Here is a 17058-nt window from a genome sequence, read left to right as displayed (position 1 = left end):
GGCGTCTTACGCCTTGGACGTTCACCACGCGGCCGGTGGGGTCCCTGACGAAGAAGCGGCGTACGCCCCAGTCCTCGTCCCGCAGCTCTCGTACGATCTCCGCGCCCGAGGCCCTGACCTGGGCGCCAGGACCGTGCACCAGCAGACCGTCAGCGTGGCGGCGCTTGTCCCCGCGCCTCCGGTCGCGGGCGGGCCCTGGCGCCCGGCGCCTCCAGCACCACCACGCTCCCGCTCCCGCTCCCCCTCCCCCTCCCGCTTCCGCTCCGCACCGCCCCCGCAGTCCTACGCCCCCAGCGCCCGCGACACCGTGTAGATCAGCAGGCCCGCCAGCGAGCCCACCACCGTGCCGTTGATGCGGATGAACTGCAGATCGCGGCCGATGTTCGCCTCGATCTTCTTGGTGGTGTGCTCGGCGTCCCAGCTCGCCACGGTGTCGGTGATCAGGGAGGTGATCTCCTTGCGGTAGGTGGTGACCACGTAGACCGCCGCGCTCTCCAGCCAGCCGTCGATCTTGCCCTGCACCTTCGGGTCGGCGGCCATCCGGGCGCCCAGGGAGAGCAGCGAGGCCCGCACCCGCAGCCGGAGTTCGCTGCGCTCGTCCTCCGCCGCGGAGACGATCATGGAGCGTACGGCGGTCCAGACGGAGGCGATGAGGTCCTGGACCTCGTCGCGGCCCAGGATGTCGGTCTTCAGGCGCTCCACCCGCTCGCGGGTCTCGGAGTCGGCCTGCAGATCGGAGGCGAAGTCGGTGAGGAAACGGTCGAGGGCGGCGCGGGCCGGATGGCTCGGCATGTCCCGCATCTCGGCGCAGAAGCGCAGCAGTTCCCTGTAGACGCGCTCGCCGACCTTGCGGTCCACGAACCGGGGCGTCCAGCCGGGCGCGCCGCCCTGCACGGCGTCCATCACGGAGTCGCTGTGCAGCACCAGCCAGTCGTGGGCGCGGGAGACGACGAGGTCCACGGCGCGTTTGTGGCCGCCGTCGGCGACGATCTTCTCCAGGGTCTTGCCCACGCCGGGGGCGATCTCCTGGGCGTGGGCGCGGCGGGTGACGGCCTCGCCGACGACCGCCTGGACGTCGGAGTCCCGCAGCACGGTGAGCGCGCCGCGCAGCGCGGCGGACAGCTCGGCGGTGACCCGGTCGGCATGGTCGGGCACGGAGAGCCAGGCGCCCAGGCGGCTGCCGATGCCGACGGAACGCAGCCGTTGGCGCACCACGTCCTCGGAGAGGAAGTTCTCGCCGACGAAGTCGCCGAGGGAGACGCCGAGCTGGTCCTTCTTGGTGGGGATGATCGCGGTGTGCGGGATGGGCAGGCCGAGGGGGCGGCGGAAGAGGGCGGTGACCGCGAACCAGTCGGCGAGCGCGCCGACCATGCCGGCCTCGGCGGCCGCGGCGACATAGCCGGCCCAGGCCCCGGCGCCCTGGGCGGCGGCCAGCTTGGCCAGGACGTAGACGAGCGCGACGAACAGCAGCAGCCCGGTGGCGGTGAGTTTCATCCGGCGCACGCCGCGCCGCTTCTCCTCGTCCGCCGCGCTGAACGTCGTCATCGCGCGGTCGACGGCCGGGGCGGAGCGGTCCTGCCGCCCGGTGTGATCCTGCTCCCGCGCAGCCCGCCGGCCGGTTTGCCCGGCATCTGGCGCTTGTGTGCGTTCCATCCCGCTCCACCCGTTCGGCGATCCCTCACACATTGTCCCTTCCTGACCGACTCCCGGAACGGAACACAAGTTCCCGGCGTCTGTCCGAAGGGGGATGGCAAGGGGGTCCTGTCAGCCGCGCCCCGCCCATGGCGCATCATGGGCTCATCGGATCGGAGCCTCGGGCTCCCACCTCCCGAGGAGAACAGCACAGCATGACCCGGTCTCGTGACGGGGGCGCCATGACGCCTCCCGCCAAGTACCGAGCCCTGCTCGCCGCGGTCGTCGCAGCGATCGTGGCCGTGTCCACCGCGATCTTCGTCGGCGTGTCCTCGGACGAGGGCACCAAGGGCCGCGGCGGCCTCACGGGCCGTGGCGGCCAGAACAACCCGGCCGCACCCGCCTCCACCGGCACCTGGGTCGGCTCCTGGGCCACCTCCCCGGTCCGGGGCGAGCCCGGCACGGAGATACGCGGGCTGGCCGGGCGCTCGGTGCGCAACGTCGTCCACACCAGCGTCGGCGGTTCCAGCGCCCGCGTCACCCTGTCGAACCTCTACGGGCAGTCCCCGCTGACCATCAGCCACGCCTCGATAGCCGTGGCCGCTGGCCCGGGCACGCCGGCGGCGCTCGCCGGAACGATGCGGCAGCTGACCTTCACCGGGCGGCCGTCGGTCGTGATCCCCGCGGGCAGCCAAGTGGTCAGCGACGCGGTGCGGCTGACCGTCCCGCACGACGGGGACGTGCTGATCACCACCTACTCCCCCACCCCCTCAGGACCGGTCACCCAGCACCCGCACGCCCGGCAGATCTCCTACGCCGCCGTCGGCGAGCACACCCGCGACACCACGGGCACCCCCTACACCGAGCGCTCCACCTCCTGGCGGTACGTGACCGCCCTCGACGTGCTGAGCAAGGAGTCCGACGGCACGATCGTCGTCCTCGGCGACTCCCTCACCGACGGCATCGGCGCCGCCACGGGCCGCAACACCCGCTGGCCGGACGTCCTGTCCGACCGGCTGCACGCGGCCGTCGCCGCCGGCCGGGACGTGCCGCGCTACAGCGTCGTCAACGAGGGGATCAGCGGCAACCGCGTCCTCGGCGACGGCCTCGGCCGCCCGCCGGAGAACCCCAGCGGCCTGAACCGCTTCGGCCGCGACGTGCTCGACCGGCCCGGCGTGAAGGTCGTCGTGGTGGTCCTCGGCATCAATGACATCCTGCGCACCCCGGGCACCGCGGACCCGGCGAGCGTGGTGGGCGGGCTGCGGTCGCTGGTGGACCGCGCCCACGCGCGGGGCCTGAAGGTCGTCGGCGCCACGCTGATGCCGTTCGGCGGCCACCGCGGCTACACCGACGCCCGCGAACAGGTGCGCCGGCAGATCAACGCCGAGATCCGCGCGGGCCGCGTCTTCGACGCCGTCGTCGACTTCGACCGGGCCGTGCGCGACCCCTACGACCCGCGCAGACTGCGCCGCGAGTACGACTGCGGCGACCATCTGCACCTCAGCGACCGGGGCTACGCCCGCATGGCGGAGTCCTTCGACCTGGACCTGCTCAAGGGCGGAGGGTCGGCGGCGCTGTAGACGGCGCGGCGGACCGGGCCGCCGGGACGGTCACTCCAGTTCCTTGCGGTAGCGGTCGCGTTCCTCGCGGTGGCGGTCGCGCTCCAGCCTCTGCCGCCGGCGTTCCTCACGCAGCCGCTGCTTCTCGGCACGCGGCAGCTTGCGCTGGACGCCGACGCCGCCCCAGAAGGCGAAGCCGGTGACGATCACACGAGGGGCGCCGGGGGCGCCCGGCACGCCCGCCTCCCGGTGGTCGAAGCCGCCCATGACGCCCATGCCGCGCACCACGACCTCGACGCCCGGCGGAACGATGACGTCCACCCCGCCCATGATCGCGACCGCGTTGATCACGACCTCCCGGTCGGCGAAGTCCGCCTCGCGCAGGTCGATCTCACCGCCGCCCCAGAACGCCACGCAGTTCAGCCGGCGCGGCATGGTCCAGCGGCCCTTGCGCTGGAAGCCCGACATCACCGCCACGGCCCACTGCGCGCCCCCGTCGTCCTCACGGCGGACGATCCGGTCGGCCCACGTGCCGCTGGTCGCGGGCTCCTTGTTCAGCGACACCACCGGCGCGGCCGCACCCGCGTTCGGCAGGTCACGGGTGATCGGCTCCAGCTCGCCGTAGGTGCGGGCCTTGTACGTCGCGTCCAGGCGTTCCCCGAACTCCTCCATGTCCAGGCGGCCCTCGGCGAGGGCCTCCCGCAGGATGTCGGCGACCCGTTCACGGTCGGCGTCGGAGGCGCGGAGGTCCGGGACAGCGTCGTCGGTCATACGCAGCAGCCTACGATCTGCCCCCGACCGACGGCTACGACCACGTCCGCCGGGCCTCCGGTCCCCGCTCCGGCCGCTAACCCGGCTCCCCGTGCTCCCCTGCTCCGCGTACCTCCCGGCGCTCCCCTTCCCCGCTCCAGGTCACCGGTGACGAGACCGCGTCCACGGCCCGCACCCGCCGCCCCCGCCTGCGGAAGCCGGCCGTCCCGCGCACGCCGAAGACGGTTGCCACGGCCCTTTCCGGGCACCGGCAGCCGGGAGAAGCGCCGGTCACCCGTTCCGGGGCAGCCATGCGTGTGAGAAGCCGCAAGTCTGCACGACGCGCGCCGTGGCGGGGAACTGTTCGCCGGATGCGACAGTCTTCCATGAGTGGGAGCGCACCAGGCGTACTGGAGCGAACGAGGCGAAACAGGAGTCCGTGCACGACATGAGCGACGAGCCGCAGCAGCAGCCCCAGCCGGGCTGGGCACCCAGAGAGCCGCAGGCGGCCAGCGCCCCGCAGGGCAAGCGCAGGCGCACCGGGTGGCGGCGGCTGATCCCCACCTGGCGGATGGTGCTCGGCACCTTCCTCGTCGGCGCCCTGCTCCTCGTCGGCGGTTTCGTCCTCGGCTACACCCTGGTGAAGATCCCGCCCGCCAACGCGCTCGCCACCCAGCAGGCCAACGTCTACCTCTACGCGGACGGCTCGGTCATCGCCCGTGACGGGGAGGTCAACCGGGAGAACGTCACCCTCGCCCAGGTCTCCAAGGACGCGCAGCACGCCGTCCTGGCCGCCGAGGACCGCGACTTCTACACCGAGTCGGCCGTCGACCCCGGGGCCATGGTCCGCGCCGCCTGGAACACCGCCACCGGCAAGGGCAAGCAGTCCGGCTCCACGATCACCCAGCAGTACGTGAAGAACTACTACCTGCGGCAGGAGCAGACCGTCACCCGCAAGGTGAAGGAGTTCTTCATCGCCATCAAGCTGGACCGCGAACAGTCCAAGGACAAGATCCTCGAGGGCTACCTCAACACCAGCTACTTCGGCCGCAACGCCTACGGCATCCAGGCCGCCGCCCACGCCTACTACGGCGTCGACGCCGCCGAGCTCGACCCCGCCCGCGCCGCCTACCTCGCCGCGCTCGTCAACGCGCCCAGCCAGTACGACGTGATCGCCCACCCGGAGAACCGCGACAAGGCCGAGGCCCGCTGGAACTACGTCCTGGACGGCATGGTCGCCAAGGGCTGGCTCGGCAGGTCCGAACGGGACGGCATGAAGTTCCCGGTGCCCAAGCAGACCACCGTCTCCACCGGCCTGTCCGGCCAGCGCGGCTACATCGTGAACGTGGTCAAGAACCACCTGATCGAGAACAAGATCGTCAGCGAGGAGGAACTGGACGCGGGCGGCTTCCGCATCACCACCACGCTGCACAAGGACAAGCAGGACGCCTTCGTCGAGGCCGTCAACGACAAGCTGATCGACCGGCTCGACAAGAAGAACCGCACGGTGGACACCTACGTCCGCGCGGGCGGCGCCGCCGTGGAGCCGAAGACCGGCAAGGTCGTCGCGATGTACAACGGCATCGACTACGTCAAGCAGTACACACCCAACGCCACCCGCCGGGACTACCAGGTCGGCTCCACCTTCAAGCCGTTCGTGTTCACCTCCGCCGTCGACCACAAGTCCAGCACCCAGGACGGCCGGCCGATCACCCCGAACACCCTCTACGACGGCACCAACAAGCGCCCGGTGCAGGGCTGGAGCGGCGGCCGCTACGACCCCGAGAACGAGGACCAGCGCTCCTACGGCGACATCACCGTCCGCGAGGCCACCGACAAATCGGTGAACGCGGTGTACGCGCAGATGGCGGTGGACGTCGGCTCCGACAAGGTCATGCAGACCGCCATCGACCTCGGCCTGCCCTCCTCCACACCGGAGCTGACCCCCTCCCCCTCCATCGCCCTCGGCGTCGCCACCGCCAGCCCGCTCGACATGGCCTCCGCCTACGCCACCCTCGCCAACCACGGCGAGCACCACCCGTACCGGCTCGTCGAGAAGGTCACCCACAACGGGGAGAAGGTCGAGCTGCCGAAGCACCGGGCCGAGCAGGCGGTCAGCCGCGAGGCCGCCGACACCACCACCTCGGTGCTGCGCAGCGTCGTCCGCCAGGGCACCGCCACCGCCGCCCTGGGCGCGGGCCGCCCGGCGGCCGGCAAGACCGGCACCGCCGAGGAGGACCGGGCCGCCTGGTTCGCCGGCTACACGCCCGAACTGGCCACGGTGGTCGCCGTGATGGCCCAGGACCCGGAGACCGGCGCGCAGAAGAAGCTCTACGGCGCCCTCGGCCTGCCCCGCATCAACGGCGGCGGCGCCCCCGCCGAAATCTGGGCCCAGTTCACCCGCGACGCCCTGCAGGGCGAGCCGGTGCGCGACTTCGACCTGCGGCTCATGCCCGGCGCGGACCGGGTGGACCCGTCCCGCTCCGGCAGCCCCAGCGGCGAGCCCTCCGACGGGGCCGGAGCGGGCGAGGAGAAGACGCCGGAGGGCGAGGAGCCGCCCGCGCAGACGCCCGGCGAGAACGAGGACGAGGACCAGGACCAGGACCAGGGCGGCGACCAGCAGGGCGGCACCGGCGAGACCACGGGCGGCAACACCGGCGGCCAGACCGACGGCGGCGGCACCACGAGCGGCACCGACGGCGGCACCACCGGCGGTGACGACGGCGGCGTCGGGGACATCGGCGGCGCGGGCCAGGGCGGCCCCGGCGGCATCGTCCCGACCCGCAGGCCCTGAGGCGCGCCGCGGCCCGCCGGAGGGAGCCGGAGTCCGGTCAGTGACCCGAGGTGGCCTTCAGGCCCACCACGGCCACCAGCAGCAGACAGATGAAGAAGATCCGGGCGGCGGTCGCCGGCTCACCCAGCACCAGGATGCCGAGCACCGCCGCCCCGGCCGCTCCGATGCCGACCCACACGCCGTAGGCGGTGCCGATGGGCAGGGTCCGGGCGGCGTACGACAGCAGCAGCATGCTGGCGACGATGCCGGCGCCGGTGAACACGCTCGGCCAGAGCCGGGTGAATCCGTCGGTGTACTTCATGCCGACCGACCAGCCGACCTCGAGCAGACCGGCGACGACGAGCAGCACCCAGGCCATGACGGACACCTCCGGGACACGAAAGGAAACGGGGGTGCGTCGTCTTTGCCTTCACCCGGTACGGCGCGTCTCGTCGGGTCCCAGCGGCCAACCACCGGACCTTCCCATCCTAGCCAGGAGACGACGAGAGGGGCCGGTGACGACGGTCACCGGCCCCTCCTGCCTGAGAACCGCAGGTGTTTACATTTACAGGTACAAGCCGGTCGAGTCCTCGGACCCCTCGAACCGGTCCGCGGCCACGGCGTGCAGATCGCGCTCACGCATCAGCACATACGCGACCCCCCGCACCTCGACCTCGGCGCGGTCCTCCGGGTCGAACAGCACCCGGTCACCCGGCTCCACGGTCCGTACGTTCTGCCCCACCGCGACGACCTCGGCCCAGGCCAGCCGCCGGCCCACCGCCGCCGTGGCGGGGATGAGGATGCCGCCCCCCGAACGCCGCTCGCCCTCGTTGGTGTCCTGCCGCACGAGTACGCGGTCGTGCAGCATCCGGATGGGCAGCTTGTCGTGCTGAGGACTGTGCTCGTTTCTGTTGGCGCTCACGCTGTGAAACCTACCTGCCTTCGCCGCGACCCGACGCGGGCGGGTCAGCCCCTGCGCCGCCGGGTGCCCAGGGCCAGCAGCCCCACCACACCCACGACCAGGACCGCCACCGGAACGACCCGCTCGAGGCGGGGAGAGCCGTCCGCGTCCACGAACTTCGCCTTCACATCACTCACCACACGGTTGACGCCGACGTAGGCCCGCCCCAGCGTGTGATCCACGTTGGCGGCGACCTTCGCCTTCGCATCACCCATGATCGTCTTCGGGTGCACGCGCACACCGATCTCGTCCAGGGTCTCGGCCAGGACCGCCCGGCGGCGCTCGATGTCCGCCTCGATCTGCGCCGGGGTTCTGGTGTCCGCCGTGTCCGCCACCGTGTCGCCTCCGAAATCCGCTGATACCTGTGCGGACAGTCTGTCAGCTCCGCACGCCGCCGCCATGTCAGGACCCCCGGTTACGCTAGTCCGATGAGCGAGCGACTCCAGCCCGGGGACGTGGCCCCCGACTTCACCCTCCCCGACGCCGACGGCAACCAGGTCTCCCTGTCCGACCGCAAGGGCCGCAAGGTCATCGTCTACTTCTACCCTGCCGCCCTCACTCCCGGCTGCACCAAGCAGGCCTGCGACTTCACCGACAACCTGGAGCTCCTGGCCGGCGCCGGCTACGACGTCATCGGCATCAGCCCCGACAAGCCGGAGAAGCTGGCGAAGTTCCGTGAGGCGGAGTCCCTGAAGGTCACCCTGCTCTCCGACCCGGACAAGCAGGTCCTGGAGGCCTACGGCGCCTGGGGCGAGAAGAAGAACTACGGCCGCACGTACATGGGCGTCATCCGTTCCACGATCATCGTGGACGAGGAGGGCAGGGTCGAGCGCGCCCTCTACAACGTCCGCGCCACCGGCCACGTAGCCAAGATCATCAAGGACCTGGGCATCTGACCTGGGCATCTGAACCTGCCCCGTCCCCCGCGTCCCCGAGCGGCTCGTACCGGTGGTGCACGGCCGTGCACCACCGGTACGAGCCGCTCCGCATTCCGTGCGTGACCGTCCGACAAACGATTCGTTACTCCGTACGGGATCACGAACATCTGATCGCCGGCGGAGGGGGCAGGACGCGATGGGGGCGAGTGCGTACACCAGGGAGCGGCTGGAGGAGGCGGCCCGAGGGGCGCGGAACCTCTCCGAGGCGCTGGTGAGGCTGGGGGTGGATCCCAGGAGTCCGACGCGTGACTACGTCGCCCGGCGGATGAAGAAGCTGGGGGTGGATGTCTCCCACTTCGAACGCGAAGGCGCCAAGTGGTCCAGGGAAGTCCTCGAACCCGTGGTCGCCGGCTCGAAGAGCGTGAGCGAGGTTCTCCGCAGACTCGGGCTCGACGTGGTCGGGGGGCATCACACCCACATCACCCGGCGGATCAAGGCTCTCGGCCTCGACACATCCCACTTCACACCGGTGGTCCGCACCGAGCGGCAGCGTCACAATCAGCGCCGCCGGACCCCCGAGGAGATCCTCGTCGCGGACGCGTCGGAGCACGCGAGGCGGGTCCCCAGCGGTCGTCTCAAGCGGGCCATGCTCGAACTCGGCAGGAAGGAGCGGTGCGCCTTGTGCGGGACGGACGGCGTCTGGCAGGGGCATCCGCTCCCGCTCGAGATCGACCACATCGACGGCGACTGGCGCAACAACCGCTTCGAGAACCTCCGGTTCCTCTGCCCGAACTGCCACTCCACGACGGACTCCTACCGAGGCCGGAGCAAGGGGCGTCCGGCCCGATGACCGGTGGCATCCGGTACACGCGCGAGCGGCTGGCGGAAGCCGCGGCACGGTGCTCCAGCCTCGACGAGGTGATCGCCTTCCTGGGAACTCGCCCGTACAGAAGTCTCCGTCGCCACCTGATGAGGCGCTTCGCCCACTTCGGGATCGACATCCGCCACCTCGGTCTCTCCCAGCGGACGCCCCGTCCCACGTCCGACGAGTTGCGTTCGGCGGTCCTCGCATCGGCTTCCGTCGCCGAGGTGCCGCGCCGGCTGGGGCGCCCGGACAACGGCGGACAGCGCGCGACGCTGCGCCGGTGGATCTCCGAGGAGGGCATCACCACCTCGCACTTCGTGGGGCAGGGGCACCGGAGGGGCAAGCGGAGCCACAACGCGAAGGCACCGGAGGACATCCTGGTCAAGCGCGAAGGGACGCGTCGGACGGAGACCGTGCTGCTGCGCCGGGCCCTTCTCGCAGTGGGCGTGCCGCATGAGTGCGCCAGGTGCGGCACAGGGCCGGAATGGCTCGGCAGGCCCATGACACTGGAAATCGATCACATCAACGGCGACTGGAGCGACAACCGGCGGGAGAACCTCCGGTTGCTCTGTCCCAACTGTCACGCGATCACGGACACCTGGTGCCGAGGAGGCCGACGAGCGCGTCGTCGCGCCCAGTAGAGTTAGCTCGGCTGCGGGCCCGTACCCCAGCTGGCAAGAGGGCGCCGGTTTAGGTCCGGTGTGTCGTGGGTTCGAGTCCCACCGGGCCCACCGACGCAGGGGCTGTCCGTGGCGACAGCCCCGTGTCGTCTCTCAGCCCAGCAGCTCCCGTACCGCCGGCACCAGTGCCCGGAACGCCTTGCCGCGGTGGCTGATCGCGTTCTTCTCCTCGGGGGCCAGCTCCGCGCAGGTGCGGGTCTCGCCCTCGGGCTGGAGGATCGGGTCGTAGCCGAAGCCGTTGGTGCCGGCGGGCTCGCGGCGCAGGGTGCCGCGGAGCTGCCCCTCGACCACGCGCTCCGTGCCGTCGGGCAGGGCCAGGGCGGCGGCGCAGGCGAAGTGGGCGCCCCGGTGCTCGTCGGGGACGTCGGAGAGCTGGGCCAGCAGCAGGTCCAGGTTGGCCTTGTCGTCGCCGTGGCGGCCGGCCCAGCGGGCCGAGAAAATGCCGGGGGCGCCGCCCAGGACGTCCACACACAGGCCGGAGTCGTCGGCGACCGCGGGAAGGCCCGTGGCCCGGGCCAGGGCGCGGGCCTTGAGCATGGCGTTCTCGGCGAAGGTGACGCCGGTTTCCCTGACGTCGGGGATGTCCGGGTAGGCGTCGGCGCCGACCAGTTCGTGGGTCAGGCCGGCCTCGGCGAGGATCGCCCGGAGTTCGGTGATCTTTCCGGCGTTGCGGGTGGCGAGGATCAGGCGGGTCATGGGGACCAGTATTCCGGTCCCCGGCCGTTCACCGTTCCGGTCCCCCGGGTCCGTTCCCTGTCCGGTCCTCCGGTCCGCTCCTTGTGCTGGTTCTCCGGTCCGTTCCCTGCGCCAGTCCTCCGGTCCGTTCCCTGTTCCGGTGCACCGCTCGTCGCCTTCGCGCCGGTGCCGGGTGGGCGGAGGGTGCCTGACGGCCGGGCCTGGTTACGGCGTGCAGACCTTGGTCAGTTCGCCGGCCGCGTCGGTGACCGGGCTGATGTCGGGGGTGTTGTCGCCGTCCTCGATGGCGGTGCGCACGTTGTCGACGGCCTTGCCGAGGTCCTTGACGGCCTTGTCGACGTCGGCGTTGTCGGTCTTGTCGCCGATCTCGCCGAGGTTCTTGTCGATGGAGTCCAGCGACTCCTCGAGCTGGGTGGGGTCGTCGGAGGCGTTCTCCACGGCCTGCTGGAGCTCGGTGACGCTGTCGGCGATGGCGTCGGCGGTCTGGACGCAGTCCAGTGCCTTGTCGACGGCGTCGCAGCCGGTGGTCAGTCCGGCGGTCAGCGCGACCGCCGCCAGGGTGGCGGCGACGGCTGCGGTGCGGCGTCGGAGGCTCGCGGCCACGGAACGGTCCCTCCCTCGCCGGCCGGTCTGCGGGCCGGCCTTCAGCGGCTGGCCGGGCGCATCGGTTCGATCCGGTGCGCCCGTACCCGTTCAGACGCGGCGGTGACCGGCGTGGTTGCCCGCGGCGGCCACCTGATTTGGTGCGCCTTTTACCTTGCCATGCCGCCGTGGCTTCTCCTGCCGCTTCTCCTACCGCTCCAGGGTCGCGGCGAGCGCGGCGCGCTGTGCGGCGGCGAGTTCGGTGCAGCCGGCGACGGCGAGGTCGAGCAGGGCGTCGAGTTCCTCGCGGGCGAAGGGTTCGGCCTCGGCGGTGCCCTGCACCTCGACGAAGCGGCCGTCGCCGGTGCAGACGACGTTCATGTCGGTGTCGGCCTTGACGTCCTCCTCGTAGCAGAGGTCCAGCATGGGGACGCCGCCGACGATGCCGACGGAGACGGCGCTGACGGTGCCCGTGAGGGGCTGGCGGCCGGGGCGGACGAGCTTCTTGTCCTGGGCCCAGGAGACTGCGTCGGCGAGGGCCACGTAGGAGCCGGTGATGGCGGCGGTGCGGGTGCCGCCGTCGGCCTGGAGGACGTCGCAGTCCAGGACGATGGTGTTCTCGCCGAGGGCCTTGTAGTCGATGACGGCGCGCAGGGACCGGCCGATGAGGCGGCTGATCTCGTGGGTGCGGCCGCCGATGCGGCCCTTGACGGACTCGCGGTCTCCGCGGGTGTTGGTGGCGCGTGGGAGCATCGCGTATTCGGCGGTGACCCAGCCTTCGCCGCTGCCCTTGCGCCACCGCGGGACGCCCTCGGTGAGGGAGGCGGTGCACAGGACCTTGGTGTCGCCGAAGGAGACGAGGACGGAGCCTTCGGCGTGCTTGCTCCAGCCGCGTTCGATGGTGATCGGGCGGAGCTGTTCGGGGGTGCGGCCGTCGATTCGAGACATGGTCTCGAGCCTAGCCGTAAGGCGTGAGGGGCCCGTCCCGTGGTGGGGCGGGCCCCTCGGAACCCTTGGGCGGCGGTCGATCAGCCGTGCTGTGCCGCCGTGCCGGGTGCCGGCTGTGCCGGTGGCGGGCGCCTCACATCATGTCTTCGATCTCCGCCGCGATGGGGTCGGCGTCGGTGCCGATGACGACCTGGATGGCGCTGCCCATCTTGACGACGCCGTGGGCTCCGGCGGCCTTCAGGGCGGCCTCGTCGACCTTGGCGGGGTCCGCGACCTCGGTGCGGAGGCGGGTGATGCAGCCCTCGACCTCTTCGATGTTGTCGATGCCGCCCAGCCCGGCAACGATCTTCTCAGCCTTGGTGGCCATGTTCGTTCTCCCTGATCCGAACCGCTTTGTCGCAGTAACCCACAGTTGGCCCATCTTCGCGAGCGGTCGTGTCGTGCGTGCCGAATGATGTCGTCACGACAGCGGAACCGTCCGTCGACTGGTCTACACCACCGGGGGGACGGTCGCCAAACCCGCAGTGAAGGGGACCGGATGAGCACTGACCGTCCCGCCGGGAGCGAGGAGACCGTCAGCCCTGTCCGGGAGCGCTGGAACCGGCTGTTCCAGGGTCTGCAGAAGATGGGCCGCAGTCTTCAGCTGCCGATCGCGGTGCTGCCTGCGGCGGGCATCCTCAACCGGCTGGGGCAGCCGGACGTCTTCGGCGACGACGGGCTCGGCTGGACCAATGTCTCCAAGGTGATGAGCGGCGCGGGCGGTGCGCTGCTGGACGGTTCGCTGGGTCTGCCGCTGCTGTTCTGCGTCGGCGTGGCGATCGGCATGGCGAAGAAGGCGGACGGTTCGACGGCGCTGGCGGCGGTGGCCGGTTTCCTCGTCTATTTCAATGTGCTGCGGCAGTTCCCCAAGGACTGCCCGGAGGGCGCGAAGGCGGTGCCGGACGTCGGCTGCCAGCTGGCGGACGGCACGGTGACGGCGTACGACTACCAGAATCCGGGGGTGTTCGGGGGCATCGTCATCGGTCTGCTCGCGGCGTTCTTCTGGCAGCGTTTCCACCGGACGCGGCTGGTGGACTGGCTGGGCTTCTTCAACGGCCGCCGGCTGGTGCCGATCATCATGGCGTTCGTGGCGATCGCGTTCGCGGCGGTGTGCCTGTGGATCTGGCCGCCGGTCGGCGAGGCCCTGGAGAGTTTCAGCGACTGGATGACCGGTCTCGGCGCCTGGGGTGCGGGTGTGTTCGGGGTGGCGAACCGGGCGCTGCTCGTGGTGGGCCTGCATCAGTTCCTGAACGTGCCCATCTGGTTCCAGTTCGGCACCTACACGACGCCGGACGGGAGGGTGGTGCACGGCGACATCAACATGTTCCTGGCCGGGGACCCGGATGCGGGGCAGTTCACCTCGGGGTTCTTCCCGATCATGATGTTCGCGCTGCCGGCGGCGGCCCTGGCGATCACCCACTGCGCCCGTCCGGCCCGCCGCAAGGAGATCGGCGGTCTGATGCTGTCGGTGGCGCTGACCTCTTTCGTCACCGGTATCACCGAGCCGATCGAGTACTCGTTCCTGTTCGTCGCCCCGCTGCTGTACGCGGTGCACGCGGTGCTGACGGGTGTGTCGATGGCGGTGACCTGGGCGCTCGGCGTCCGGGACGGTTTCAGCTTCTCCGCGGGTCTGATCGACTATGTGATCAACTGGGGTCTGGCGACCAGGCCGTGGGCGATCATCCCGATCGGCCTGTGCTTCGCCGTCCTCTATTACGTGATCTTCCGTCTCGCCATCACCCGGTTCGACCTGAAGACTCCGGGCCGGGAGCCGGAGGCGGAGGTCGAGGACACCACCAAGGCCTGAGCTGGGCTTTCGGGGGCGCCGGGCGGGTCTTCGGGGCGGTCACCGAGCGTAGTGCGGACGTCGCAGGAATCACGGGTTCCTTACGCGCCCTTCATCGTGCTACAACAGGTCTACACCACTGAGTGGTGTAGACCACCACCGATGGAGGAACCATGAGCACCGCCACCGCATCGGCGGCCCCCGCGAAGAAGCGGGGATCCGGCCTGTTCCAGGGGCTGCAGAAGGTCGGCCGCAGCCTTCAGCTTCCCATTGCCGTCCTGCCGGCGGCGGGCATCCTGCTGCGGCTCGGCCAGGATGACGTCTTCGGCGCCGACGGTCTCGGCTGGGACAAGGTCGCGGCCGTGTTCGCCACCGCGGGTGGCGCCATCTTCGACAATCTGCCGATGCTCTTCTGCATCGGCGTGGCCATCGGCTTCGCCAAGAAGGCCGACGGCTCCACCGCGCTGGCCGCCCTGGTCGGCTTCCTGGTCTACAGCAACGTCCTGAAGGCGTTCCCTGTCACCGAGGCCCAGATCAAGGCCGGCGAGGACATAGCCGCGACCTACAACAACCCCGGTGTCCTCGGCGGCATCATCATGGGTCTGCTCTCGGCCGTGCTGTGGCAGCGCTACCACCGCAAGAAGCTGGTGGACTGGCTGGGCTTCTTCAACGGCCGCCGGCTGGTGCCGATCATCATGGCCTTCGTCGGCACCGCGATGGGTGTCTTCTTCGGCCTGGTCTGGGAGCCCATCGGTGACGGCATCTCCGCCGCCGGCGAGTGGATCACCGGTCTCGGCGCCTTCGGTGCGGGTCTGTTCGGTCTGGTCAACCGCGCGCTGATCCCGGTCGGCATGCACCAGTTCGTCAACACGGTCTCCTGGTTCCAGATCGGTGACTTCACCAACGCCGCCGGTGAGGTCGTCCACGGTGACCTGAACCGCTTCTTCGCGGGCGACCCGGACGCCGGGATGTTCATGTCGGGCTTCTTCCCGATCATGATGTTCGGTCTTCCGGCCGCCGCCATCGCCATCGCGCACGCCGCCCGGCCCGAGCGCCGCAAGGCCGTGATGGGCATGATGGTGTCCCTGGCGCTGACCTCGTTCGTCACCGGTGTGACCGAGCCGATCGAGTTCGCGTTCATGTTCATCGCGCCGATGCTGTACGTGATCCACGCGGTGCTCACCGCCCTGTCCCTGGCGGTCACCTGGGCGCTCGGGGTGCACGCCGGCTTCACCTTCTCGGCGGGCTTCATCGACTACGCCCTCAACTGGAACCTGGCGACCAAGCCATGGATGATCATCCCGATCGGCCTGGTCTTCGCGGCGGTCTACTACGCGGTCTTCCGCTTCGCCATCGCCAAGTTCAACCTCCCCACCCCGGGCCGCGAACCCGAGGAGGAGGTCGAGGACCTCACCAAGACGTGACCTCGGCCGCCTAGCACCGACGAACGCAGGCCCCGGAACCGATGCACTCGGTTCCGGGGCCTGCGTCATGCCGGGCGGCGCTGCCCCCGGCGGCCCGGTCGGGGCCGCCTCAGAGCTCGTACGTCCTGCCGGGCGCCGCGAGTTCCACCGGGCCGTCGTAGACCGCGCGGGCGTCGGCGAGGTTGATCTGCGGGTCGGTCCACGGGGGGATGTGGGTGAGGACCAGGCGGCGGGCATGCGCGCGGGCCGCGGTCTCACCGGCCTCACGGCCGTTGAGGTGCAGGTCCGGGATGTTCTCCTTGCCGTGCGTGAAGGCGGCCTCGCACAGGAAGAGGTCGGCGTCCCGGGCCAGCTCGTCCAGCGCCGGGCTCACTCCGGTGTCGCCGGAGTACGCCAGCGACTTCCCGTCGTGCTCGACGCGGATGCCGTACGCCTCCACCGGGTGCGCCACGCGCTCGGTGTGCACGGTGAACGGGCCGATCTCGAAGGTGGACGGCTTGACCGTGTGGAAGTCGAAGACCTCGCTCATCGAGGAGGCCGACGGGGTGTCCGCGTAGGCGGTGGTCAGCCGGTGCTCGGTGCCCTCGGGACCGTAGACGGGCAGGGGGGCGCAGCGCCCTCCGTCGTGCCGGTAGTAGCGCGCCACGAAGTAGGCGCACATGTCGATGCAGTGGTCGGCGTGCAGATGGCTGAGGAAGATCGCGTCGAGGTCGTAGAGACCGCAGTGGCGCTGCAGCTCGCCAAGGGCGCCATTGCCCATGTCGAGGAGCAGCCGGAAGCCGTCGGCCTCGACGAGGTAGCTCGAACAGGCCGATTCCGCGGACGGGAACGACCCCGAGCAGCCGACGACGGTGAGCTTCATGGAGCAGAAACCTCCGCTGGCGGATATGGAGACACGGGGGTCGTGCGGTTTGTCGAGCGTAAGGCGCAAAACCTTCGGTCGCTCCTCCACCCGTGGCCGTTGTGGGCGAACTCACCTGAGCTGTCACCGGTTCGGCTGGACGCGGGGCGTGCGAGGCGCATGCCGGGGCGCCCGCCACCGGGCGCACCGGCTCTCCTCCAGCCTCCCGCTCCGCCTTCCGTTCCGCACGTCCGGGGCGCATGCTGAAGGCCTGCACGGCCCATGAGCAGCAAGGCGGCGAGGCAGATGGGCGCGAACGACTCCGCGTGGCGGAACCCCGAGGCCGAGATCCTCCACCTCGGGCGCGCGGAGCCGGTGCCGCCGGCCGAGCAGCGCGACAACCTGGACCGGGCGCTGCAGCTCTACCTCGGCAGGACCCGGGGCAGGATCGTGGAGCGCACCGGCCACGGCATCGTCGTGGAGCGCCCGGCGCAGGTGAACCATGTGCTCCACGCGCTGCTGTCGCTGCTGACCTTCGGCCTGTGGCTGTTCGCCTGGCTGCTGGTGGTGATCTCGTCGCATCCCCGGCGCTTCCTGGTGACCGTCGACGCCTGCGGCGCCGTCCACGCGAACCCGCTGTGAGC

Annotated in this window: 18 protein-coding genes, 1 tRNA gene, 1 pseudogene and 1 riboswitch; of the genes and pseudogenes, 9 read left to right on the top strand and 11 right to left on the bottom strand. The window is 70.8% G+C overall.

From position 1 onward, the window contains the following. Nucleotides 1-16: 16 nt before the first annotated feature. Nucleotides 17-124 (bottom strand): annotated as a pseudogene (locus tag HCJ93_RS29425) (VOC family protein); the annotation flags it as partial. 158 nt (nucleotides 125-282) lie between these two features. After that, nucleotides 283-1653, bottom strand: a complete 1371-nt coding sequence (locus HCJ93_RS11595) for a DUF445 domain-containing protein (protein ID WP_167993917.1) — start codon at nucleotides 1651-1653, stop codon at nucleotides 283-285. Between the two features lie 194 nt (nucleotides 1654-1847). Here HCJ93_RS11595 and HCJ93_RS11590 point away from each other — a divergent pair, with 194 nt between their 5' ends. Further along, entirely contained in the window at nucleotides 1848-3212 is a 1365-nt protein-coding gene (locus tag HCJ93_RS11590; RefSeq protein WP_167993916.1) for an SGNH/GDSL hydrolase family protein, read from the top strand. A gap of 30 nt (nucleotides 3213-3242) precedes the next feature. Here HCJ93_RS11590 and HCJ93_RS11585 read toward each other — a convergent pair whose 3' ends face one another. Next, nucleotides 3243-3962: a DUF1707 SHOCT-like domain-containing protein gene (locus HCJ93_RS11585; protein WP_167993914.1), complete on the bottom strand. Its 720-nt coding sequence runs from the start codon at nucleotides 3960-3962 to the stop codon at nucleotides 3243-3245. A gap of 427 nt (nucleotides 3963-4389) precedes the next feature. On the opposite strand from HCJ93_RS11585, the gene HCJ93_RS11580 reads away from it, so the two are divergent. After that, the gene (locus tag HCJ93_RS11580) at nucleotides 4390-6735 is read left to right on the top strand and encodes a transglycosylase domain-containing protein (RefSeq protein ID WP_167993913.1); all 2346 of its coding nucleotides are present in this window, start codon (nucleotides 4390-4392) and stop codon (nucleotides 6733-6735) included. A gap of 37 nt (nucleotides 6736-6772) precedes the next feature. On the opposite strand, the gene HCJ93_RS11575 is transcribed toward HCJ93_RS11580, so the two are convergent. From HCJ93_RS11575 to HCJ93_RS11565, 3 genes are all read right to left on the bottom strand, one after another. Beyond that, the gene (locus HCJ93_RS11575; RefSeq protein WP_167993912.1) at nucleotides 6773-7093 is read right to left on the bottom strand and encodes a DMT family transporter; all 321 of its coding nucleotides are present in this window, start codon (nucleotides 7091-7093) and stop codon (nucleotides 6773-6775) included. 33 nt (nucleotides 7094-7126) lie between these two features. After that, nucleotides 7127-7196, bottom strand: a riboswitch (guanidine-III (ykkC-III) riboswitch). An 83-nt stretch (nucleotides 7197-7279) separates the two neighbouring features. Further along, on the bottom strand, nucleotides 7280-7636 hold the full coding sequence (locus HCJ93_RS11570; protein WP_167993911.1) for a GroES family chaperonin: 357 nt from the start codon (nucleotides 7634-7636) through the stop codon (nucleotides 7280-7282). Nucleotides 7637-7680: 44 nt separating this feature from the next. After that, nucleotides 7681-8010 (bottom strand): DUF3618 domain-containing protein, encoded by a 330-nt coding sequence (locus tag HCJ93_RS11565; RefSeq protein ID WP_167993910.1) that lies wholly within the window; start codon nucleotides 8008-8010, stop codon nucleotides 7681-7683. 93 nt (nucleotides 8011-8103) lie between these two features. Here HCJ93_RS11565 and bcp point away from each other — a divergent pair, with 93 nt between their 5' ends. The 4 genes from bcp to HCJ93_RS11545 all read left to right on the top strand — a co-directional run bounded on the left by bcp (nucleotide 8104) and on the right by HCJ93_RS11545 (nucleotide 10149). After that, complete coding sequence (gene bcp / locus HCJ93_RS11560; RefSeq protein WP_167993909.1) at nucleotides 8104-8571, top strand: thioredoxin-dependent thiol peroxidase; 468 nt, start codon at nucleotides 8104-8106, stop codon at nucleotides 8569-8571. Between the two features lie 178 nt (nucleotides 8572-8749). Then, nucleotides 8750-9403: an HNH endonuclease signature motif containing protein gene (locus HCJ93_RS11555; protein WP_167993908.1), complete on the top strand. Its 654-nt coding sequence runs from the start codon at nucleotides 8750-8752 to the stop codon at nucleotides 9401-9403. Next, complete coding sequence (locus tag HCJ93_RS11550; RefSeq protein ID WP_167993907.1) at nucleotides 9400-10059, top strand: HNH endonuclease signature motif containing protein; 660 nt, start codon at nucleotides 9400-9402, stop codon at nucleotides 10057-10059. The genes HCJ93_RS11555 and HCJ93_RS11550 overlap by 4 nt, the downstream gene beginning before the upstream one ends. A 15-nt stretch (nucleotides 10060-10074) precedes the next feature. Continuing rightward, nucleotides 10075-10149, top strand: a tRNA-Leu gene (locus tag HCJ93_RS11545). A 42-nt stretch (nucleotides 10150-10191) separates the two neighbouring features. On the opposite strand, the gene rdgB is transcribed toward HCJ93_RS11545, so the two are convergent. The 4 genes from rdgB to HCJ93_RS11525 form a co-directional block, all read right to left on the bottom strand. Further along, nucleotides 10192-10794 (bottom strand): RdgB/HAM1 family non-canonical purine NTP pyrophosphatase, encoded by a 603-nt coding sequence (rdgB, locus tag HCJ93_RS11540; RefSeq protein WP_167993905.1) that lies wholly within the window; start codon nucleotides 10792-10794, stop codon nucleotides 10192-10194. Nucleotides 10795-10998: 204 nt separating this feature from the next. Next, nucleotides 10999-11397 (bottom strand): hypothetical protein, encoded by a 399-nt coding sequence (locus HCJ93_RS11535; RefSeq protein ID WP_167993895.1) that lies wholly within the window; start codon nucleotides 11395-11397, stop codon nucleotides 10999-11001. 189 nt (nucleotides 11398-11586) lie between these two features. Continuing rightward, nucleotides 11587-12324 (bottom strand): ribonuclease PH, encoded by a 738-nt coding sequence (rph, locus tag HCJ93_RS11530; RefSeq protein WP_167993893.1) that lies wholly within the window; start codon nucleotides 12322-12324, stop codon nucleotides 11587-11589. A gap of 133 nt (nucleotides 12325-12457) precedes the next feature. After that, nucleotides 12458-12691, bottom strand: coding sequence for a PTS sugar transporter subunit IIB (locus HCJ93_RS11525; RefSeq protein WP_167993891.1), 234 nt, complete (start codon nucleotides 12689-12691; stop codon nucleotides 12458-12460). A 171-nt stretch (nucleotides 12692-12862) separates the two neighbouring features. On the opposite strand from HCJ93_RS11525, the gene HCJ93_RS11520 reads away from it, so the two are divergent. Both HCJ93_RS11520 and HCJ93_RS11515 read left to right on the top strand, forming a co-directional pair. Then, a complete protein-coding gene (locus tag HCJ93_RS11520) occupies nucleotides 12863-14170 on the top strand; it encodes a PTS transporter subunit EIIC (RefSeq protein ID WP_167993889.1) in 1308 nt (435 codons plus the stop codon). Nucleotides 14171-14322: 152 nt separating this feature from the next. Then, complete coding sequence (locus HCJ93_RS11515) at nucleotides 14323-15573, top strand: PTS transporter subunit EIIC (RefSeq protein ID WP_167993887.1); 1251 nt, start codon at nucleotides 14323-14325, stop codon at nucleotides 15571-15573. Nucleotides 15574-15682: 109 nt separating this feature from the next. On the opposite strand, the gene HCJ93_RS11510 is transcribed toward HCJ93_RS11515, so the two are convergent. Beyond that, nucleotides 15683-16435, bottom strand: coding sequence for an MBL fold metallo-hydrolase (locus HCJ93_RS11510; protein WP_167993885.1), 753 nt, complete (start codon nucleotides 16433-16435; stop codon nucleotides 15683-15685). Between the two features lie 261 nt (nucleotides 16436-16696). Between HCJ93_RS11510 and HCJ93_RS11505 the strand changes: the two genes are divergently transcribed. Next, nucleotides 16697-17056: a hypothetical protein gene (locus HCJ93_RS11505; RefSeq protein WP_167993883.1), complete on the top strand. Its 360-nt coding sequence runs from the start codon at nucleotides 16697-16699 to the stop codon at nucleotides 17054-17056. Nucleotides 17057-17058 lie beyond the last annotated feature (2 nt).

The organism is Streptomyces composti (assembly GCF_012034205.1).
GTDB classification, from domain to species: Bacteria; Actinomycetota; Actinomycetes; order Streptomycetales; family Streptomycetaceae; genus Streptomyces; species Streptomyces composti.
The sequence above is the reverse complement of the archived record's forward strand: the minus strand, read 5'-3'. Positions and strand labels throughout refer to the sequence as shown.